Here is a 20,119-nt window from a genome sequence, read left to right as displayed (position 1 = left end):
GCGACTTGTGGGCGCGATATAGTTAAGATATCGGGGAGCTTGTAGGTATAACTAACTAAACTAACGCGGCTTACAAAGAGCTTTGACGCGTTCTGGCGCGGGCGGATAGACAGCAACCAACTGATTTTTCGCGCTTTTTATTTGGGAGTCGAAGGTGAACCCACGGCTGGCTTGGGTGCGTCTAGCCGGAGACTTGTACGGAAATCGAAGTCACCCCTGTAGCGGCTCATTGGGCTAATCGTTGCGCTACCTGTCGGTGGCAGCCTGAATCCGCGCTAATCCGGCGGTTCCCGCGGTGTCAAGCGTCGCCGCGTGAAGTGCTCGGCGACATACCAGAAAGGCCGCTCGGAGCCAGCTCATCGAGCAGTCCTTTGGCCTCCAGCAGGTCAGCGGTATCGAACCCCTCAGTGAAGAAGCTGTAGATCTCGCTCAGCTTCTTGCTGGCCGCCTCCGTCCTGCCTTGTCTCTGCCACAGGCGGGCGAGACTCAGGGTGGCGCGCAACTCCAGCGACTTGGCGCCCTGATGGCAGCCTTTCTCGATGGCTTTGTGAAAATGTCCTTCGGCTTCCTGCTCCGTCGCCCCATCGTGTTGACGATCCGACTGATGAAGGATCAGCTCCCCCCTAAGGCGATGCAGTTCCGCTTCGTAATAGCGCTCTCCCGTTCTTTCGACCATGGCAAGCGCCTCAGCAAGCGCGCCCAGCCCGGCCTGCGCGTGCCCAGCATGCTCATAGGCTGAAGCGAACAGGCCCAGTACGTATGAGCGCCCCAGTTCGGCTCCTGCAGTTCGGTAGGCGGAGAGACCCTGGGTCATCTGGGCAATCCCCTCTTCGAGACACCCCTGTTCGGCCAGCGCCCAACCCCGAAGGATCGTTCCCCACCCGAGCCAGAATGGGAACCCCTGCGCGGTCGAAAGAGCGATTGCCGATTCAGCGCGCTCTTGGACTAATTGCGCTTCGCGGCGGAACTGGTGCAATACGGCCGTAGCAACCAGGGTGAACGCCAGGCTGAAGGGGTGGGACATCTTCTTAGCCAGCGCAAGAGCCTCCTGATTCGGCTTACATGCCCGATCGGGGTAGCCCTGATACCACATGATCCAAGCTGACAAGTTAAGGTCGCGTATACCGGGATCCGTCCCGTAAATGAAGGCATGCGCATGATGCTGCTGGGGCCTGTAGAGCGCAAGCACCTGTTGCTGTCGGGCATGGGCAGTGCCGAAGTCGCCCTGAAAGAACAAGGTAGTCCCGAGCGCGCTGTTCGCTTCCACGAGCAATTCCGGGTCCCGCGCGTCTTGGGCGAAGGAGAGCAACCGCTCGCCCAACTCGCGCGCAGTGGCGTACTGTGCGTGCAACGCATAGTAGGTCAGCAACCCTAGCTGCACAGGGAAGAGTTGCGACGTCTCTCCAACCTGTTTCCACAACGCCAGCGCGCGCGTGTAGACCGCTTCCACCTCAGGCGCTCCATAGCCTCGGGCGGCCATCAAGGCCGGACCGAGCGCGAGCTGCAATGTCAGCTCCTGGCGGGCGCGTTCGGGCGTGTCAGGCAAGTGCTTCAGCAGTTCCAGGGCCGTGCCGAGGTGCTGGATCGCTTCAAGCGTGGCAGAACGCTTGAGGGCCTGCTGGCCAGCGCAGTGCAGGTACTCCACAGCTTTTGGAACGTTACCGCTCAGGTTGTAGTGGTGCGCCAATTCGCCGCAGTAGTTCTTGAGCCGACCGGCGAAGAGTGCCTCGATGGCCTGCGCCGTGCGTTCATGCATCGCGCCGCGCTGTTCGGCGAGCAGGGAGCTACTCGCAACTTCCTGGGTGAGGGCATGCTTGAACGCATACTCCACCTCCGGGAAGGCTGGCCGCTCGTAGATGAACTCCCCGGCTTGCAGGAGGGACAGTAGACGGCGCAGTTCGTCTTCAGATGGCGCACCGTGACCAGCACTGCAGACCTGCCGGATCAGGCTCCACGGGAACTCCTTGCCGATCACGGCAAGGGTCTGCAGCAACGACTTCTCCGCAGGGGGCAGCCGATCGATGCGGGCAGCGAGCACGCCCTGCACGGTAGTTGGGATGTGCAGCGCGGCAGGAGTCTTCTCGACGCGATAATGGCCGGGCGCGCCGAGTAGCGTTTTTTCCTCGACCAAGGTCTGGATGGCTTCCTCCATGAAGAAGGGATTGCCCTCCGTTTTTTCCAGAATGATCTGTTTGAGGGGCGCAAGTGCGGGTTCGTCCCCCAGCAGAGCGCTGAGCAAGCCTTGGGCTTCAGCCTCGCCAAAGGGGTCGAGCCGCAGTTGCGTCTGGTAGCTTTTCTGCCCCCAGCGGGGCTGATACTCGGGCCGGGAGTTAACGAGGAGGAGGATCCGAGCGCTCGCCACGCGGTCGATGAGGAACGCGAGGAACGCCTCGGTCTCGCTGTCCAGCCATTGCAGGTCCTCGAACAGCAGCTCGATGGGCTGGTTAAGACTCTCGCGCACCAGCAGCCGCGTGACCGCCTCGAATGTGCGCTCGCGGCGAATGCCGGGGTCCATGTCCGCCTGCGCGGAGCCCGGTTCGCTTACGCCCAGCAGATAGAGCAGGTAGGGCAAAAAGTCTTCCAGGCTGCGCTCGAGCGTCAGCACCTTGCCGGTGACCTTCTCCCGGCAACGCCGTTCGTCGTCCTCGACGGCAATCTGGAAATAGTTTCTCAGGAGATCGATCAGCGGCAGGTATGCAAAGGACTTGCCATGCGAGACAGAAAAAGTCTCCAGCACCAGGCAGTCGCGCGCCGAGCGCTCTTTGAACTCGAGGAACAGGCGCGACTTGCCGACCCCGGCCTCGCCGACCACCGCGACGACTTGCCCATGACCCGCCACCGCCTCCTCAAGCGCGCGATGTAACACTTCCAGCTCGGCCTGGCGGCCCACGAACCGCACCAGGCCGCGGTGTGCCGCCACTTGCAGGCGCGTGCGCAGCGCGCCAAGACCGAGCACCTCATAAACGGCGAGCGGCTCGGGGATACCTTTCACTTGGGTGTCCCCCAGGGCCTTGAACTCGAAATACCCCTCTGCGAGCTTATGGGTAGATTCGCTTACCAGGATCGAGGAAGGCGCGGCCATTGTCTCCATGCGTGAGGCGATGTGAATCGTGTGCCCCACCGGGTCGTAATCCGTGCGCAAGTCGTCCTTGCGAATCGAGCGCACCACCACTTCGCCCGTATGGATGCCGACCCGGATCTGCAACGGGACGCCCAGCTCCAGCCGAAGCCGGTCGGCATGGCGGCGCATTGCCTCCTGCATGCGCAGCGCCGCGTACAGCGCACGCTGGGGATGGTCCTCATGGGCGATGGGCGCACCGAACAGCGCCAGGATCCCGTCGCCCAGGGACTTCGCCACATAGCCTTCGTAGTGGTGCACGGCCTCCATCATCAGAGCCACTACGGGGGTGATCAGACGATGGGCCTCCTCCGGGTCTCGGTCGTGGATCAAGGCTGTAGAGCCCGCCATGTCGGCAAACAGCGCGGTGATGGTCTTGCGTTCACCGGCGCTCTCTCCCCTGGCTTCCAGAGCGGCCTGCTCGGCGAGGATGCGTTCGACCAGGTGGGGTGGGGTGTAATGAATCGGGGCAGCGGACGCCGATGGCGATGATTCGCTCACAGGCGCGCCGCATGCGCCGCAGAACAGCGCGGTCGGGTTCAATTCCTGGCCACAGTTCGCGCAGATCCGTGCAAGCCTAGCCCCGCATTGTCCGCAGAAGTTGTGCCCGGCGGGGTTCTCGAACCCACAGTTTGTGCAGCGCATATAACTACTCGACGTTTTCGCGTGCTTCCCGGCCATTAGACGCGTAATCGACTTGCGCATCAACACAGATTGAATGAGCTTTCCGGCTCATCCTGGCAGACATTCGGTGCCGATGCCTTAGTTATCGGCAGTTTGGCAGCGATCTGCGCTCTTGATTGAAGCCGGCGAGGTCGCGGAGTGCGCCCCATAATTCACTCATCTCGTCGAGATTCCGACTAATAGCACTCGAAGCGCCAGACACGTCCCTCCTGAGCGGTCGCTTTAGCCATCTTCGGACGCTCACGTCAATGGATCGAGCGGCTCAGGCGATACCATGCGCAACCGTCGGACCGGAGTTCCATCTCCGCTTCGCCGCGGTGCAACAGGTAGTTCAGGTGTGCGATGCTCTCGCCGGTGGCCATGCCGAGCAAGCCAGGCTCCGCCGAGCTGATCGGACGTGAGAAAAGCTGCGGGAATACATCCACTGCGCGCTTTGGCTGAACCAGAGCCTGCCTTAGCCGGTCGAGCGTCGCATGGTGGCTTCGTCTCAAATAGTCCAGGCGCTCGTGAAGTCCCCTGAACGGCTCGTTGTGTGCGGGCAGCACGAGCACGTCGTCGGGGATCATTTGCTGCAGTTTGTCGAGGGATGCTAACCAGTCCTCCATCGGGTTGGCGTCCGGTTCGGTCGGGACGACCGAGACATTGGATGAGATCCGCGGCAATACCTGGTCGCCGGAGATCAATAGTTTCGATTCGGCGCAGTAGAAGCATGCATGTTCGGGCGAGTGCCCATTGCCAGTTACAACACGCCAGGAATGCTCACCAATGTTCAGGGTCTCGCCGTCGCTAAGCCGACGGAAGCTGTCCGGAAACGCGTGCACGAACTTGCCAAAGCCGCCGAAGCGCATCCTGTAGAGCTCGATCGCGTCGTCGTCCCAGCCCGCCTGCCGGTAAAAGCGCACGCCGTCGTCCGGTGCGGCTCGTCCGGTATCGGCGGCCAAGACCCGGCACATCAGATATTCCATGCGGGTCATCCAAAGCCGGCAGTCGAACTTCCGCGTGAGCCACCCTGCCATGCCGATATGGTCCGGGTGCATGTGCGTGGCGAAGACGCGCGTCAGTCTGCCTTGCGCCAAAGCACCGCCGTCGGCAAACAGTTTGTGCCAAGCCGCTGCCGTGTCGCTGGTTTGCAGGCCGGTATCGACGACTGCCCATCCGTTGCCGTCACGCAATGCCCATAGATTGATGTGGTTGAGCGCGAGCGGCATCGGCATGCGCAACCACAGCACGCCCGGCGCAATTTCGCTGACCGTCCCGGCTGCGGGCGCTTCGCCACAAGGGTAGTGAAGAACGGGCTTATCGTCTCGAGGAGGAATGAGAGTCTCGTCACTCATGGAATCGGACCGATTCGTTTAGCGCGAGCAACGTAGGCAGCCAAGTTCAGCGAGACGCCCGACAAGCCAAAGCACCACAGCGTTGGTGTCTTGAGGATCCACGGATCGGACGGTCGATCTTGTGCTCGGCGACTTTGGTTGCGTCGGCTGCACCGCGCGCGGGTTCGTGTTCTACATCCCTATTGTTGCCGCTCCTGATCAAAGCAGCGACTTCAGCAGTCGGCCCATTTCCGACGGGTTGCGCGTCACCTTGATGCCGCACGCGTCCATGATTTCCAGCTTCGCGTCGGCCGTATCCGCACCGCCCGAGATCAGCGCGCCGGCGTGGCCCATGCGCTTGCCCGGAGGGGCTGTCACGCCAGCGATGAAGCCCACCACCGGCTTCTTCATGTTGTCCTTGATCCAGTAAGCCGCATTGGCTTCGTCCGGACCGCCGATCTCGCCGATCATGATGACGGCATCCGTATCCGGATCGTCATTGAACATCTTCATGACGTCGATGTGCTTCAGACCGTTGATCGGGTCGCCGCCGATACCGACCGCCGACGATTGACCGAGGCCGAGCGCCGTCAATTGCGCCACGGCTTCATACGTCAGCGTGCCCGAACGCGACACGACGCCGATGCGGCCCTTGCGGTGGATGTGGCCCGGCATGATGCCGATCTTCAGTTCGTCCGGCGTGATCGTACCCGGGCAGTTCGGTCCGAGCAGCAGCGTCTTGCGGTTTTCACGGCGCATGCGATCGCGCACTTCGATCATGTCGCGCACGGGAATGCCTTCGGTGATGCAGATCGCCAGGTCGAGGTCGGCTTCGACCGCTTCCCAGATCGCCGCAGCCGCGCCTGCCGGCGGCACGTAAATGACCGAGACGGTCGCGCCGGTTTCGGCCTTCGCTTCCTTTACGCTTGCGTAGATGGGGATGCCTTCGAAATCTTCGCCGGCCTTCTTCGGGTTCACGCCAGCGACGAACGCTTCACGGCCGTTCGCGTACTCACGGCAAGCGCGGGTGTGGAACTGACCGGTCTTACCGGTGATGCCCTGCGTGATGACCTTGGTGTCTTTGTTGATCAGAATCGACATGTATTGACCTCTGTTCGTTTGGCGTCATGCGTCGCACCAAACCGCTTCTTGCGTTGCGGTGTTCGCGCCGGCACCACGCCATTCGTGTCCGGTGAAAATTACTTGCCTTCGGCAGCCGCGACAACCTTCTGCGCGGCTTCTTCCATGCTGTCTGCCGAGATGATCGGCAGGCCCGATTCGGCCAGCATCTTCTTGCCGAGGTCCTCGTTCGTGCCCTTCATGCGCACGACGAGCGGCACCTTCAGGTTCACGGCCTTCGAACCGGCGATCACGCCTTCCGCGATCACGTCGCAGCGCATGATGCCGCCGAAGATGTTCACGAGGATCGCCTTCAGTTCCGGGTTCTTGAGCATGAGCTTGAACGCTTCGGTGACCTTCTCGGTCGTCGCGCCACCGCCTACGTCGAGGAAGTTGGCCGGCTCGCCGCCGAACAGCTTGATGGTGTCCATCGTGGCCATCGCGAGGCCTGCGCCGTTCACGAGACAGCCGATGTTGCCGTCGAGCGAGATGTACGCGAGGTCGAACTTCGAGGCTTCGATTTCAGCGGGATCTTCTTCGTCCAGGTCGCGGTAAGCGACGATTTCCGGATGACGGGCCAGCGCGTTGGAGTCGAAGTTGAACTTCGCGTCGAGCGCGATAACCTTGCCGTCGCCGGAGACGTTCAGCGGGTTGATTTCAGCCAGCGATGCGTCGGTTTCCCAGAATGCCTTGTACAGGCCTTGCAGGATGGCGCGGGCTTGCGGAATCGAAGCGGCCGGCACGCCGATCTTCGCGGCGAGGTCGTCGGCCTGGGCGTCGAGCAGACCCGTCGACGGCTCGACGATGACCTTGTGGATCAGTTCCGGGTGCGTTTCGGCGACTTCTTCGATGTCCATGCCGCCTTCGCTCGAACCCATCAGAACGATCTTTTGCGACACGCGATCAACGACGAGGCTGACATACAGTTCCTGCTTGATGTCGGCGCCTTCTTCGATCAGCAGACGGTTGACCTTCTGGCCTTCCGGACCGGTCTGGTGCGTGACGAGCTGCATGCCGAGGATCTGGTTCGCGTATTCGCGGACTTGCTCGATCGTCTTGGCGACCTTCACGCCCCCGCCCTTGCCGCGGCCGCCAGCGTGGATCTGCGCCTTGACGACCCAAACCGGACCGCCCAGCTCTTGAGCGGCCTTGACCGCGTCATCCACCGAAAACACCGGGATGCCGCGCGGTACCGCGACGCCGAATTTCCGCAGGATTTCCTTACCCTGGTACTCGTGAATCTTCATGCGTGATTCCCTTCAGTCTGAGAGTTGGATTGAGTTGTTTCGATCGAAAATTGCGAGAGGCGTTGCCCTGTACAAGCCGCAACGGAGGCGAGACAACCGATTGGTGCACCAAGAGCGAACCGCGTGAAGCCGGTGGTCGACAAAGCACCCATCTCGGCGCCAGCCCATTTTCATATGTCTGAGAACGGTAATGGAAATCCTATCGCGACGCCACGCGGATCATTACCTTGCCTTCATTAGCACCACTAAAAAACAGCTTTAGAGATTCAGCCGCGTGCTCGAGGCCGTCCACCAGGTGCGCACGATGCTTCAGCTTGCCCTTGGTGAACAAATCGAGGAGCACTTCGTCGAACTCGGCGTAACGATGTTCGAATTGCGAAACGACGAATCCTTCCATCCGCGCTTGTTTGATGAGCATGAGCGGAAGATTCTTGATTCCGTATGCTTCGCTCTCGGTAGCCAGGTCATACTGTGAGATTGCGCCACAGACCACAATGCGGCAACCAACAGCCATATTTTCCAAGACAGCGTCAAGCGTCGCCCCCCCGACGTTGTCGAAGTAAAGATCGATGCCGTCGGGACACTCGCGACGAAGCGCTGCATCGAGTGGCTCAGACTTGTAGTCAATCGCACCATCGAGTCCCAACTCGTCGAGCAACCTGCGGCACTTAGCCTCACCGCCGGCAATGCCGATCACGCGGGCGCCAAATGCCTTGGCTATCTGCGCCGCCAGGGATCCCGTCGCCCCCGCTGCACCCGACACCACCACAGTGTCCGACGGACTAAGCGCGCCCACTTCGAGAAGACCCACCGCGGCCGCACGCCCGATGTGCGAAAAGATTGAAAGGTGCGTTTCCAACGGAACGCCTCGTGGCAGCTCGATTTTCTCAAGCGCGTCGGAACGGGCAACCGAGAATTCTTCCCATCCCCATAGTCCCTGCACGAGGTCTCCTCGGGAGAAGCACCCCGCCCCCGACTGAACGACCTCACCCACGGCCATGCCAACCATCACGCTGCCTACTCCGAGTGCCGAATGGGAAGATGCAGGATCGAGCCTGAGCCAATTGCGACTACTCGGGTCCAGGCTCAGCAATAGCGTGCGCACGAGAACCTCTCCGCCCGCCTGACTCGGCCTCTCTCGCTCCTCAAGCTTCAGACAGCCAGGGTCATAGGCGCCTCGCGCCGGCTTGTGGACAATCCACGACTTTTGCTTCATACGTTCTCCATGCACCGCTCGCTTCCGCGATCGCTATTCCGAAATTCTCAACAAACAGGCGAACAAGGACGCCGCCTTATCGCGGTTTAGTGGGTATGTCCGACGGGAGACCGCAGACATTCATCGTCGGACCGGAGGCACCGCGTCACGTCCTCGTTCACCCTCGACCGTCTCGCATCGCCCGATGCTTCGTGCAACAGGCCAAGGCCGCGATTTTCGGCGGCCCGTTTAGCCGCGCGTATGGCATCGTGAAAATTACTTTCGGCTGCAACGCGAACTCGATCAACGCTCACGACCCATTGATCGAACGCATAGCGCCACCGCACTCTGCGCTCTTCGAGAAGCACGCAAAACCAGCGCCAAATCGAAGCGTCCTCCGCATTGGCCGCGGCAGCCGCGTCAAGGCGGGCCTGCTGCATCGTATCCATCGTTCTGTTCCGCCTAGATAGTTCCGATGGCGATTTCGACGAACCTCAGTTGATACGCTCACTCAGTTCGGGCACGGCAACAAACAGGTCGCCGACGAGCCCGTAGTCGGCCACGCTGAAGATGGGCGCCTCGGGATCCTTGTTGATCGCCACGATCACCTTCGAATCCTTCATCCCGGCCAAGTGCTGAATCGCACCCGAGATGCCCACCGCCACATACAGTTGCGGTGCGACGATCTTGCCCGTCTGGCCCACTTGGTAGTCGTTCGGCACATAGCCCGCATCCACGGCCGCGCGCGAGGCGCCCAGCGCCGCACCGAGCTTGTCGGCCAACGGCTCGAGCACCTTGGTGTAGTTCTCGCCGCTGCCCAAGCCGCGGCCACCCGACACGATGATGTCCGCGCTCGTGAGCTCCGGGCGATCGAGCTTCGTCACTTCGCGGTTCACGAACTGCGAAATGCCACGGTCACCTGCGGCTTCGATCTTGTCCACCGATGCGCTGCCGCCTTCGGCCGCCACCGCATCGAAGCCCGTCGCACGCACCGTGATGACCTTGATCGCGTCGCCCGATTGCACCGTGGCAATGGCATTGCCCGCGTAGATCGGACGCTCGAACGTATCGGCGGACACCACAGCCGTGATTTCGCTGATCTGCGCCACATCCAGCTTGGCCGCCAAGCGTGGTGCAATGTTCTTACCATAGGCCGTTGCCGGCGCCACGATGTGCGAGTAATCCTTCGCAATGTTCAGCACCGTGGCTTCGACGTTTTCCGCCAAGCCTTCGGCCAGATGCGGCGCATCGGCCAGCAGCACCTTCGCCACGCCCGCGATCTTGGCTGCTGCCTCGGCTGCGCCATGCGCATTGTGGCCGGCGACCAGCACGTGGACGTCGCCGCCAATCTTCTGTGCGGCAGCAACTGTGTTCAGCGTCGCGCCCTTGATCGATGCGCTGCTCCCCAAGGGGACTTCTTTCAGGGCGTCGGGTTCAGCTATTACTAAAATCGTCATTTCGTCTCGCTCCGCGCGTAATCTCACAGCACCTTGGCTTCGGTCTTCAGCTTCTCGACCAGCGTATGCACGTCCGGCACCATCACGCCGGCGCTGCGCTTGGGCGGCTCGGCCACCTTCAGCGTCTTCAAACGCGGTGCCACATCCACGCCGAGGTCCTCGGGTTTAATCGTTTCCAACGGCTTCTTCTTCGCCTTCATGATGTTGGGCAGCGTCACGTAGCGCGGCTCGTTCAGGCGCAGATCCGTCGTCACCACGGCAGGCAGCGTCAACGTCAGCGTTTCCGCGCCGCCGTCCACTTCACGCGCAACCGTGGCCTTGCCGCCTTCGACCGTCACCTTCGAGGCAAACGTCGCTTGCGGCAGATTGGCCAGCGCGGCGAGCATCTGGCCCGTTTGGTTCGAATCGTCGTCGATCGCCTGTTTGCCCAGGATCACGAGCTGCGGTTGCTCCTTATCCACGAGTGCTTTGAGCAGCTTGGCCACAGCCAGCGGCTGCAGATCTTCGTTCGACTCGATCAGGATCGCGCGATCGGCACCGATCGCCAGCGCCGTGCGCAGCGTCTCCTGGCATTGCGCCACGCCGGCCGATACCGCCACCACTTCCGTAGCCACGCCCGCTTCCTTCAGACGCACCGCCTCTTCCACGGCGATTTCGTCGAACGGGTTCATCGACATCTTCACATTCGCAATGTCGACGCCCGTGCCGTCCGACTTGACCCGGACCTTGACGTTGTAGTCGACCACGCGTTTCACTGAAACCAACAATTTCATCTCAATCACCGCTCATTGAAAAATGCAAAACCCTCCGAGGGCTCGGAATTTCTTACTAAACGACGGGAACTTCTAGCTGCTCCTCAACCTGGCCGCGTTCGGATGCCACCGTTCCTTCAGTGCTCTGCCTCAACACGAAGACCGATACCGCGCCGCCTAGATTTTTTGCTTGCTCCTGGAGTGACTGCGCGGCGGCGGCCGCCTGTTCGACAAGCGTCGCATTCTGTTGCGTCACCTCGTCCATCTGCGATATCGCCTGCCCGACCTGCTCGATCCCGCGGCTTTGCTCGTCTGACGCGCGTGCTATTTCGGCAACGATATCTGAGACGCTGCGGATGGCCTGCTTGACGTGCGTCATGGTTGCGCCCACGTCCGTAGCTTGGCGAGCACCCTCCTGGATCATCGCCACCGACGCGCCAATCAGTTCCTTGATTTCCTTAGCCGCAGCCGCTGACCGCTGGGCAAGGCTGCGCACCTCACTGGCAACGACTGCAAATCCGCGTCCCTGCTCGCCGGCGCGCGCCGCTTCAACTGCGGCGTTCAGGGCAAGAATGTTTGTTTGAAACGCGATGCCTTCGATCACGCCCGTGATATCTGAAATCCTGGACGAGCTGCTGGCGATTTTCTCAATAGTTCCAACCATGCCTTGTACTGCTTCGTTACCCGTGTCGGCTAGATTGGCTGCGCCAGTCGCGAGATCATTCGCCTGCATTGCATTGTCTGCATTCTGCTTCACGGTCTCCGTCAGCTGCGTCATGCTCGCCGCCGTTTCCTCCAGCGACGAAGCTTGTTCTTCAGTTCGTGAGGAGAGTTCCATATTGCCGCTTGCGATTTCGTGGGACGAACGCCCAACCGAGGCGGCGGACGCCAGTATGCGGCGAACCGTCGACGATAGCTGCTCATCCATCCTTTTCAGAGCCGCGAGCAACTGACCGAATTCACCTCCGCAGTCGACGATTAAATTGTTCTCCAGCTTGCCGACAGAGATGCTACCGGCGACACCTATTGATTTTTCGAGCGGGCGCGAGATCGAACGCAGGAGATAGATGCTAATAGCGATTGCTATGAGTAGGCCCATACCCGACATCGTCAACGCGAGAATCAGCGTTGTATGATAGGTCGCATGCCCCTGGTCGGCCCATTTTCCCGCTTCAGAACGTGTAACATCGACGCCATCATCAATGGCAGCCGTCAGTGCTTTCCAGACCGCTTCATCGGCAACGATATATTTTTCCGCAGTATCTCGGTCGCCGGCCGCATAGGCCGAAGTAATTTTCGCGTCACCATCCATGATCCGAGGAAGTAACGCCACAATGCGGTCGGCAACAGCGCGTCCTTCGCCACTCGCAGCCCCACTGGCGTAGTAGTCATTCCACGCCTTATGCAGGAGGTCTTCATCTTCGCGCATTGCATCGGTCAACGATGAGACGGTGGACGCATCGGTCGTTGCCTGTATGCGGCGCAGCTGTAAGCGTATGTCCGACAGCGCCTTGCGCATGTCGCCGAGGTTCGCGATAGGAAGCGCGCCTTTGAGGTAAACGTCCGCGACACGTGTATTTAGCCTGGCTAGTCCGATAGCGCTAAAGGAACTCATCGCAGCCAGCATAACCACGCAGACAGTCGCACCCACAAAGATCGTGAAGCGCATCGTTCCCATCATGCCTTTCATCTGTTGTCCCCAGTTTCCCGCCAGGCCAAGGTTATGGCGTGCGCACAGGCGTATTCGTGCATACCTGTGCGGTCGAAAGTCATACCGTTTCGTCGGTCTTCGCCGGCTCCGGTCTAGTGACGAACGCATCGCTGAAGAAATTTCCCGCGGGAAGTCCGTTCGCTTGAGTGAAGGTGTGCCGCGCTGCGTCGACCATCAGCGGGTTGCCACAGGCGTAAACTTCATGCTGCGAAAGATTCGGGAAATCCGCAGACACGGCCTCATGCACGAAGCCTTTGCGTCCGGCCCAACCGGGCTCGTCGCCCGACAGAACCGGAACGAAGCGGAGCCCGGGATGGGCCTGCTCCCACGCGCATACCTCGTCGTATGCGTAGAGATCGCTAAGACGCACGCCTCCCCAATAGAGCACCGCGCCACGTTGCCGGATGACCGTCTCATGCGCCTTCAGCATCGCCGCAATCGGCGCGTAACCCGTTCCCGAGGCCAGGAAGATAACGGGCGCAGACGAATCTCGTAGCATGAACGTGCCAAATGGTCCCTCGATTCGCAGCATGTCACGCGGCTTCAGCGAGCGGTAGACGTGGTTCGAGAAGCGCCCGCTTGGCACCGCGCGGACATGCCACTCGATCGTTCCGCTCCCGTCGGGCGCGTTCGCCATTGAGTAGCTGCGCCGCGTCCCATCCCGCAAGACCACTTCCACATACTGCCCCGGTTGAAAAGCAAAACCCGTTTCCGTTGGCACTGCCAGCCGCACGCGGGCCACGTCCTCGCTCACGCGCTGGACTTCCAGCACCCGCGCGCCTGTCTGCAAAACACGCTGTCCCGGCGTGGACGCGACCTCCTGGGCCTCGATCGTGACATCCGTCGTGCAGCGAGCCTGACAGGTCAAGACATAACCGTCGCGCACGCCTTCCGGCTCGAATCCGCTCGGATAGCGCGTGTCGCCGGACAGGACGCGCGCCTCGCACGCGTTACATTGACCACGCCGACAGCTATGACGCGGAAAGTAACCGGCAGCCAGCGCGGCGTCGAGCAGGCTGCCCTCGGCGGAACACGGAATTTCGACACCTGCCGGCTCGATTCTCAGCTTGAATGCAGTCATGGCACTATCCGGTTACTCGTTCGGCCTCTTTTGCCTTGAGCAGATCAAGCGCAACGTCCACAATCATGTCCTCCTGGCCACCGACCATACGACGGCGGCCAAGTTCAACGAGGATGTCGACGGTCTTGAGTCCGTACTTTTTTGCGGCAACTTCGGTGTGACGCAGGAAGCTCGAATAAACACCGGCGTAACCGAGCGCGAGCGTTTCGCGGTCGACTCGCACCGGCCGATCTTGCAGCGGGCGGACGATATCGTCTGCAGCGTCCATCAGCTTGTAGAGATCACAGCCATGGTTCCATTCGAGTCGAGCGGCCGCCGCGATAAATACCTCGAGTGGCGCGTTGCCGGCACCCGCCCCCATCCCTGCAAGACTCGCATCAATGCGATCACATCCTTCCTCTACCGCCACGATGCTGTTCGCGACCCCAAGGCTCAGGTTGTGGTGTGCATGAATGCCGGTCTGCGTCCGGGGATCAAGTACGTCTTTGAATGCGCGGAAGCGCTCGCGGACGTCGTTCATGCCAAGGGCACCGCCCGAATCCACGACGTAGCAGCACGTCGCTCCGTAGCTTTCCATGAGCTTTGCCTGCTGAGCCAGATGCTGCGGCGTCGTCATATGGCTCATCATCAAAAATCCCACCGCTTCCATCCCAAGCTTGCGCGCATGCTCGATATGCTGTCGCGAGACATCGGCTTCGGTGCAGTGGGTCGCGACACGTACGATGCGTGCGCCGGCATCATAGGCATTGCGCAAGTCGTGAATCGTGCCGATGCCAGGCAAAAGTAGCGTCGCGACCTTGGCATGCTTGACCGTCCCCGCCACTGCCGCTATCCATTCGAGGTCGGTGTGTGCGCCGAAGCCATAGTTGAAACTCGATCCTTGCAAACCATCGCCATGAGCGACCTCGATCGAGTCAACTTTCGCCTCGTCGAGCGCCCTGGCAATGGCGACGGCCTGTTCCACGCTGTATTGGTGACGAATCGCATGCGAACCATCGCGTAGCGTCACGTCGGAAATGTAGAGCTTTTTGTCAGATGTCATGCCGTCTCTCCCTTCAGGCAGTGGTACGGGCGACCATTTCGGCGGCCATGCGTTCAGCACAGGCCATCGCCGCGGAGGTCATGATGTCGAGGTTGCCGGCATAAGACGGCAGATAGTGCGCGGCCCCCTCCACTTCGAGGAATACTGAGGTCTTCAACCCGCTCATCCGCGCGCCGACCCCGGGGATATTCAACGGTTGAGTGGCGTCAATGCGGTCAAATTGGACCGTCTGCTTGAGGCGATAGCCAGGTACGTAACGGTTGACGGCAGCCACCATTTCCTCGATCGACTGCGCCACGGCATCCTCGTCGGCCGGCTCTGACAAGCAGTACACAGTGTCGCGCATGATCAGTGGCGGCTCTGCTGGATTCAGGATAATGATCGCCTTTCCCTTCGTCGCTCCACCGATCTGCTCAATCGCCTTTGAGGTCGTTTCAGTAAATTCATCGATGTTCGCGCGCGTACCCGGGCCTGCCGATTTGCTCGAGATCGACGCGACGATTTCGCCGTAGTGCACTTTCGCGACACGAGAGACGGCGGCGACCATCGGAATCGTCGCCTGTCCGCCGCACGTGACCATGTTGACGTTTAGCGCATCGACATGCTCATCAAGGTTCACAACCGGTACGCAATACGGACCAATCGCTGCCGGCGTCAGGTCGATCATTCGGACGCCAGGCTTGAGCCGACGTAAGAACGCGTCGTTCTTCACATGCGCGGCGGCGCTTGTCGCATCGAATACGATATCGATTTCGTCAAACACCGGCAGACGGGTGAGCCCTTCGACGCCCTCGTATGTCGTGGCTACGCCCAAGCGCGAAGCACGTGCGAGGCCGTCAGATGCACGGTCGATTCCGACCATCGCCCCCATCTCGAGATGCTCGCCATGTCGCATAATCTTTATCATCAAATCGGTGCCGATATTTCCGGATCCGATGATCGCGGCCTTCAGTTTCTTTGCCATTGCTCGTCCTTCGCTAGTGTCTCGAGTTAGAAATTCGCTTCAATATTTCTCTTCACCAATTGGCGACCTACTGCTTGATCAGACATAAAGAAGCCATGTGGTTTGCGCGGCGTGGATCAGGCGGAAATACACGCCACGCACCGTCTGCGTGTCGAAAGAAGCAGAGCGCAATCGTATTACCCTCTTCCCTTGACGCTTCGACACGCACGTATCGTCCGTAAGCGCAGCGTGCGTGGCTGAACCGTGTTACCCGCAGCGTTGTGGTCAAAGTTGGGGCAAACCATTTTTCAACTATCGATCGCAAGGACATCTCAGCAGTGTTCATCTGACTTTCCTTCGACTACATTCCCTCGGATCTGCCATGCCCATTTGCAAGTGACGGCTTGGCACCCAGCGTTTTGCTGCGAACTTCTAACTCGGGACACTAGTGCGTTCAATGAGTGTTGGTGGCGGGAAAGATGACCGAGGCGCCCGCATGGAGGTACCCGCGGAAGACGTGTTGGCCGCGCACTCGCATTTCGAGCTTGTCACCGTTCGGTACGAACTTAATTTCTGCGCCCGGAACCGGCACACCGAGATTGCCGGGCTCGGGATAATGGAAGTGCAGGCTGGCGATAACCGGTGAAGTTTCCGTCGAGCCCCACGCCGAACTGAACAGTGGCGGCGCATCACAATGGCGTTCAGCGGCCGATTTCAGGCGATCCCATAGCGGCTTTGGCAACGCAGCGCCAGCGAAAAAGATCGCCCGCATATTCTTGAAAAAATGCCGTGCAAACGTCTCGTTTTGCTCGAGATGGGGCAGCAACACATCGAATCCGCGCGGCACGTTGAAATAGAGTGTCGGCGACAGTTCGATTAAATTACGCACCGATTTTTCGATCGACCCAGGCACGGGCCGCCCATCATCGATATAGAGGGAGCCGCCATTGCGCAGGATCATGTTGAAGTTGTGGTTGCCGCCAAATGTATGGCTCCAAGGCAGCCAATCCACGACGATCGGTGCGGCGGAGTCAACAAACGGCCAAACCTGAGCGATCGCCTCCTGGTTTGCACAAAGCATTCCGTGCGTATTGATTACGGCTTTCGGGATGCCAGTCGAGCCTGACGTCAGTAGGTATTTCGCGTGCGTATCCGGCATGACGCGTGCGTGAGCCTCCATGATGGCTGCCGTTTCCCGCGTCTTGCGCAGGCAGCCGAGATCGATGCCGCCGTCCGGTACATTCCGCGAATACACGAGAGGGCATTGCCTGCCGCTAGCCTGCATTGCCTTGCCATAAACTTCTCCGTCGTCGGCATACATCAGACCCGGATCCAGCACGTTCAGGAGCGCGTTCAATTTGCTGCAATCGTGCGCTGCTCTCGAATAGGCTGCTGATATGAACGACACCGGCAAGCCGATATGCATCGCGGCCAGCGCCACAAGCGCAGCATCTATGCTGTTATCCGATAGAACGACAATGGGCCTCCCGGATGCCAGGCCGATATCGAGCAGGCCCTGGGCGATCGCGCCCACCTCTGCCCGCACTTGCGCATACGTCAAACGGCGCCAACCCGCACCGTCGTCAGTACGCTCCGCCAGGAAGACCTGTCCAGGCGTGGTGCGGCTCCAGTATTCAAGCCAGCTGCCGATGCACCGAGCGTGCGGCCTTGGCGGCATGCGCGAACGCAGAATGAAGCTGCCGTCCGGAGCGTCAATGCGTTCGATATCGGGCGTTGCCAAGGCAAGCTCCGCTGACGCGTGATTCCAGCCAAGCCCGTCGGGTACATCATGCGCCGAGTTCATCACGTCACTCCAGCGCGCAGCTCACGCGGCCCAGGCCGCTGATCTCCACGTCGACGCGATCGCCCCTCGTCACCGGCACCATCGGCCCGAGCGCGCCCGACATCACGACGTCACCGGCGCGCAGTGGTTGGCCGAGTTCAGTCATCTTTTTGGCAAGCCAGTACGTCGCGCTCAGCGGATTTCCGAGGCAAGCCACCCCTGACCCGACAGAGACAGTCATCCCGTTCTTCCTAAAGTCCATCCCGCATCCGGCCAACGAGAGATCGCCTATACGGCGCGGCTCGAGGCCGAGAACGTAAAGCCCGCACGACGCATTGTCAGCGACGGTATCGACAAGCGTAATCTTCCAATCGTCGATCGCACTGTCAACAACCTCGATCGCCGGCAACGCGTATTCCAAACCGATGAGAAAATGCCCCCAGCTCAAGTCCGGGGCATCGAGATCGCGACCAACAACGAACGCGATCTCCCCTTCGGCCTTTGGCTGAATCAGCTTTTGCGCCGGCAGTTCAGCACCGCTCAAATACTCCATGTCCGCGAACAGTACGCCGTAGTCGGGCTGATCGACCCCAAGCTGCTGTTGCACAGCTTTCGATGTCAAGCCAATCTTTTTTCCACAGACTCGTGCGCCCGCCGCAAGGACGCGGTTGACGTTGACCTCGGCGATCGCGTAGGCATCCTGCACCGTTTGAATGTCGAAGGTCTCCGACACGCGAGCGATAGTCTTCCCTTCGGAGCGCGCCTTCCACAATGCTTCGGCTGCTCCCTCAATGCCTGGTTTCATGCCTCTCTCCTCGTAATATTGATGGACCGACGCGTGTCACGCGGATGCCCCTCGCCAGCGACCTAACAGTGCACCGGTCTGTTCCCGTTCAGTTGTCAGCATTTCGAGGTATTCGCATTCGAGCTGCCTCACCAACTCAGCGACACCGCTCAAGCGCTCGATTGCGCCTAGCCCTTGTCCCGCCGACCACACGTCCTTCCACGCCTTTTTCCCGGCACTGATGTCGCCCGAAAAATCGATCCGTTTGTCTTCACTATCCAGAGACGCATCGATGCCGGCCGCATGCAGCGTGGGTTTGAGCCAATTGGCAAGAACACCCGACACGGCTTTCGACTCAACTAAATCCTCAATCCGGCTACTAACCACCAGATCGCGATATTCGGCCGACGCCATGCTTTCGCGAGTCGCGATGAAGCGTGTGCCGGCCACGACGAAGTCGGCACCGATCAATTGGGCGGCGCGGATATCGCGTCCGCTCGTAATGCATCCAGCGAGCCCAAGTGGTCCGTTCCAGAATTGACGGACCTCGGCGACGAACGCGAAAGGGTTGTAATAACCCGTGTGCCCGCCTGCGCCATGGGTAACAAGAATCAGCGCATCGACGCCTGCATCGACAGCCTTGCGCGCCAGCGTGGGCGTGACAACATCCGCCATCACGATGCCGCCGTAGCTATGCACATGCTCGCGCACGCGCGCAGGGCTGCCGAGCGCGGTAGAAACGATGCGGGGCCGATATTTCATGATCAGTGCCAGCTCACGCTCGAAGCGATCATAGGTGCTATGCACGATCATATTGAGCGCCCAGGGGGAAGCGCCCGGCATATCGCGCAAAGCGGATGTCACCTGCGCGAGCCATACCTCCAAGAGATCGACATTGCGAGCATTCGGGGCGGGGAAGCTACCGACAATGCCGGCTGTTGCACAGGCGATCGCAAGCTCCGGTCCGGAAACCAGAAACATCGGCGCCGCCATTAACGGCAACCGACCGGCAGGGAACAGCTCGTCCAGGCAGCCGCGGTTTGTCGCACCGTCCATCTTCGTCACGCCTCCCATATCCGTCATACTTTGCGCGGGGGACGCCCGCGCACCTCCCACCCGCCATCGCTTTGAATGATGTTCGCCGTCGTCGCGCATGAATTGGTGCGCGAGGCGAGCAGCACGTAATGTCCAGTGTGGTCTTCCGGTTGGGCCATAAAGCCGAGCGGTACGGCGTCCGCCACGGCATCCGAGAATCCAGGGATCTCGGATAGCCGCGCGTCATGCTTGCCTAGTGACTCCGGGCCTTTGAGAGGGGTCGCAGTGCCGCCCGGGGCCACGCCGTTCACGCGAACGTCCGGCGCGAGTTCATAGGCGAGTTGCCGAATCATCCCGACGCAGGCGTGCTTCGAAGCCACATAGACGGGACCGCCACCACCCGCATAAAAACTCGAGTTGGAGAGCGTAAAGATCATGCTGCCCCTCGTCTCACGCAACACTGGCGCCGCTGCGTGCGCGGCAAGCAAATACCCCATTACGTTGACCTCGAACACTTCGCGGAAAGTGTCAGCGAGCTGCTGTCCGTCGGCAAACTTCCGCAGCGATGCGAAGTAGTCCCAAACGCCCGCATTGCCAATCAACGTATCGAGTTTGCCGAATGCGCTCAGCGTCGCAGCGACAGCCTCTTCGTTGGCCGTGGCGGAGCGAACGTCACCAACAGTCACCGCGACGCGGTTGCCGAACTCCTGACGCAAGGCATCCGCGCCTTGAGCGCTACGCACCAACGCCCCGACGCCCTTCGCGCCCTCCTGGAGGAAACGCCGCAGCACGGCGAGCCCGATCCCGGAATTGGCGCCCGTAATCAGCGCTACATCGTTGTCTAGCCAACCCATG

The 20,119-nt window shown here is 60.6% G+C and carries 15 protein-coding genes; all 15 read right to left on the bottom strand.

Features of this window, described 5'->3' with window-relative positions; translation table 11 throughout:
- Positions 1–298: 298 nt before the first annotated feature.
- Positions 299–3,763 carry an adenylate/guanylate cyclase domain-containing protein gene (locus E1N52_RS31920; protein ID WP_133187402.1) on the bottom strand — a complete coding sequence of 1,155 codons (3,465 nt, stop codon included), beginning with the start codon at positions 3,761–3,763 and terminating at the stop codon, positions 299–301.
- 284 nt (positions 3,764–4,047) lie between these two features.
- Entirely contained in the window at positions 4,048–5,136 is a 1,089-nt protein-coding gene (locus E1N52_RS31915; protein ID WP_133187400.1) for an MBL fold metallo-hydrolase, read from the bottom strand.
- Positions 5,137–5,334: 198 nt separating this feature from the next.
- Entirely contained in the window at positions 5,335–6,216 is an 882-nt protein-coding gene (sucD, locus tag E1N52_RS31910; RefSeq protein WP_133187398.1) for a succinate--CoA ligase subunit alpha, read from the bottom strand.
- Positions 6,217–6,314: 98 nt separating this feature from the next.
- Positions 6,315–7,481 carry an ADP-forming succinate--CoA ligase subunit beta gene (gene sucC, locus E1N52_RS31905; protein ID WP_133187396.1) on the bottom strand — a complete coding sequence of 389 codons (1,167 nt, stop codon included), beginning with the start codon at positions 7,479–7,481 and terminating at the stop codon, positions 6,315–6,317.
- 199 nt (positions 7,482–7,680) lie between these two features.
- Entirely contained in the window at positions 7,681–8,697 is a 1,017-nt protein-coding gene (locus tag E1N52_RS31900; protein WP_133187394.1) for an NADP-dependent oxidoreductase, read from the bottom strand.
- Between the two features lie 473 nt (positions 8,698–9,170).
- Positions 9,171–10,133, bottom strand: coding sequence for an electron transfer flavoprotein subunit alpha/FixB family protein (locus E1N52_RS31890; protein ID WP_133187392.1), 963 nt, complete (start codon positions 10,131–10,133; stop codon positions 9,171–9,173).
- A 23-nt stretch (positions 10,134–10,156) separates the two neighbouring features.
- Positions 10,157–10,906 (bottom strand): electron transfer flavoprotein subunit beta/FixA family protein, encoded by a 750-nt coding sequence (locus tag E1N52_RS31885; RefSeq protein ID WP_133187390.1) that lies wholly within the window; start codon positions 10,904–10,906, stop codon positions 10,157–10,159.
- Between the two features lie 55 nt (positions 10,907–10,961).
- A complete protein-coding gene (locus E1N52_RS45350; RefSeq protein ID WP_133187388.1) occupies positions 10,962–12,575 on the bottom strand; it encodes a methyl-accepting chemotaxis protein in 1,614 nt (537 codons plus the stop codon).
- A gap of 79 nt (positions 12,576–12,654) precedes the next feature.
- On the bottom strand, positions 12,655–13,677 hold the full coding sequence (locus tag E1N52_RS31875; RefSeq protein WP_133187386.1) for an FAD-binding oxidoreductase: 1,023 nt from the start codon (positions 13,675–13,677) through the stop codon (positions 12,655–12,657).
- A 4-nt stretch (positions 13,678–13,681) separates the two neighbouring features.
- Positions 13,682–14,719, bottom strand: a complete 1,038-nt coding sequence (gene dmpG / locus E1N52_RS31870; RefSeq protein WP_133187384.1) for a 4-hydroxy-2-oxovalerate aldolase — start codon at positions 14,717–14,719, stop codon at positions 13,682–13,684.
- Positions 14,720–14,732: 13 nt separating this feature from the next.
- Positions 14,733–15,683, bottom strand: coding sequence for an acetaldehyde dehydrogenase (acetylating) (locus E1N52_RS31865; protein WP_133187382.1), 951 nt, complete (start codon positions 15,681–15,683; stop codon positions 14,733–14,735).
- Between the two features lie 433 nt (positions 15,684–16,116).
- Complete coding sequence (locus E1N52_RS31855) at positions 16,117–17,466, bottom strand: AMP-binding protein (protein WP_133187378.1); 1,350 nt, start codon at positions 17,464–17,466, stop codon at positions 16,117–16,119.
- Positions 17,467–17,470: 4 nt separating this feature from the next.
- Positions 17,471–18,250, bottom strand: a complete 780-nt coding sequence (locus tag E1N52_RS31850) for a 2-keto-4-pentenoate hydratase (protein ID WP_133187376.1) — start codon at positions 18,248–18,250, stop codon at positions 17,471–17,473.
- 36 nt (positions 18,251–18,286) lie between these two features.
- The gene (locus tag E1N52_RS31845) at positions 18,287–19,285 is read right to left on the bottom strand and encodes an NAD(P)H-dependent flavin oxidoreductase (protein ID WP_133187468.1); all 999 of its coding nucleotides are present in this window, start codon (positions 19,283–19,285) and stop codon (positions 18,287–18,289) included.
- A gap of 23 nt (positions 19,286–19,308) precedes the next feature.
- Entirely contained in the window at positions 19,309–20,118 is an 810-nt protein-coding gene (hcaB, locus tag E1N52_RS31840) for a 3-(cis-5,6-dihydroxycyclohexa-1,3-dien-1-yl)propanoate dehydrogenase (RefSeq protein WP_133187374.1), read from the bottom strand.
- Between the last annotated feature and the right edge of the window lies 1 nt (position 20,119).

Source organism: Paraburkholderia guartelaensis, from assembly GCF_004353905.1.
GTDB lineage: Bacteria > Pseudomonadota > Gammaproteobacteria > Burkholderiales > Burkholderiaceae > Paraburkholderia > Paraburkholderia guartelaensis.
The sequence above is the reverse complement of the archived record's forward strand: the minus strand, read 5'-3'. Positions and strand labels throughout refer to the sequence as shown.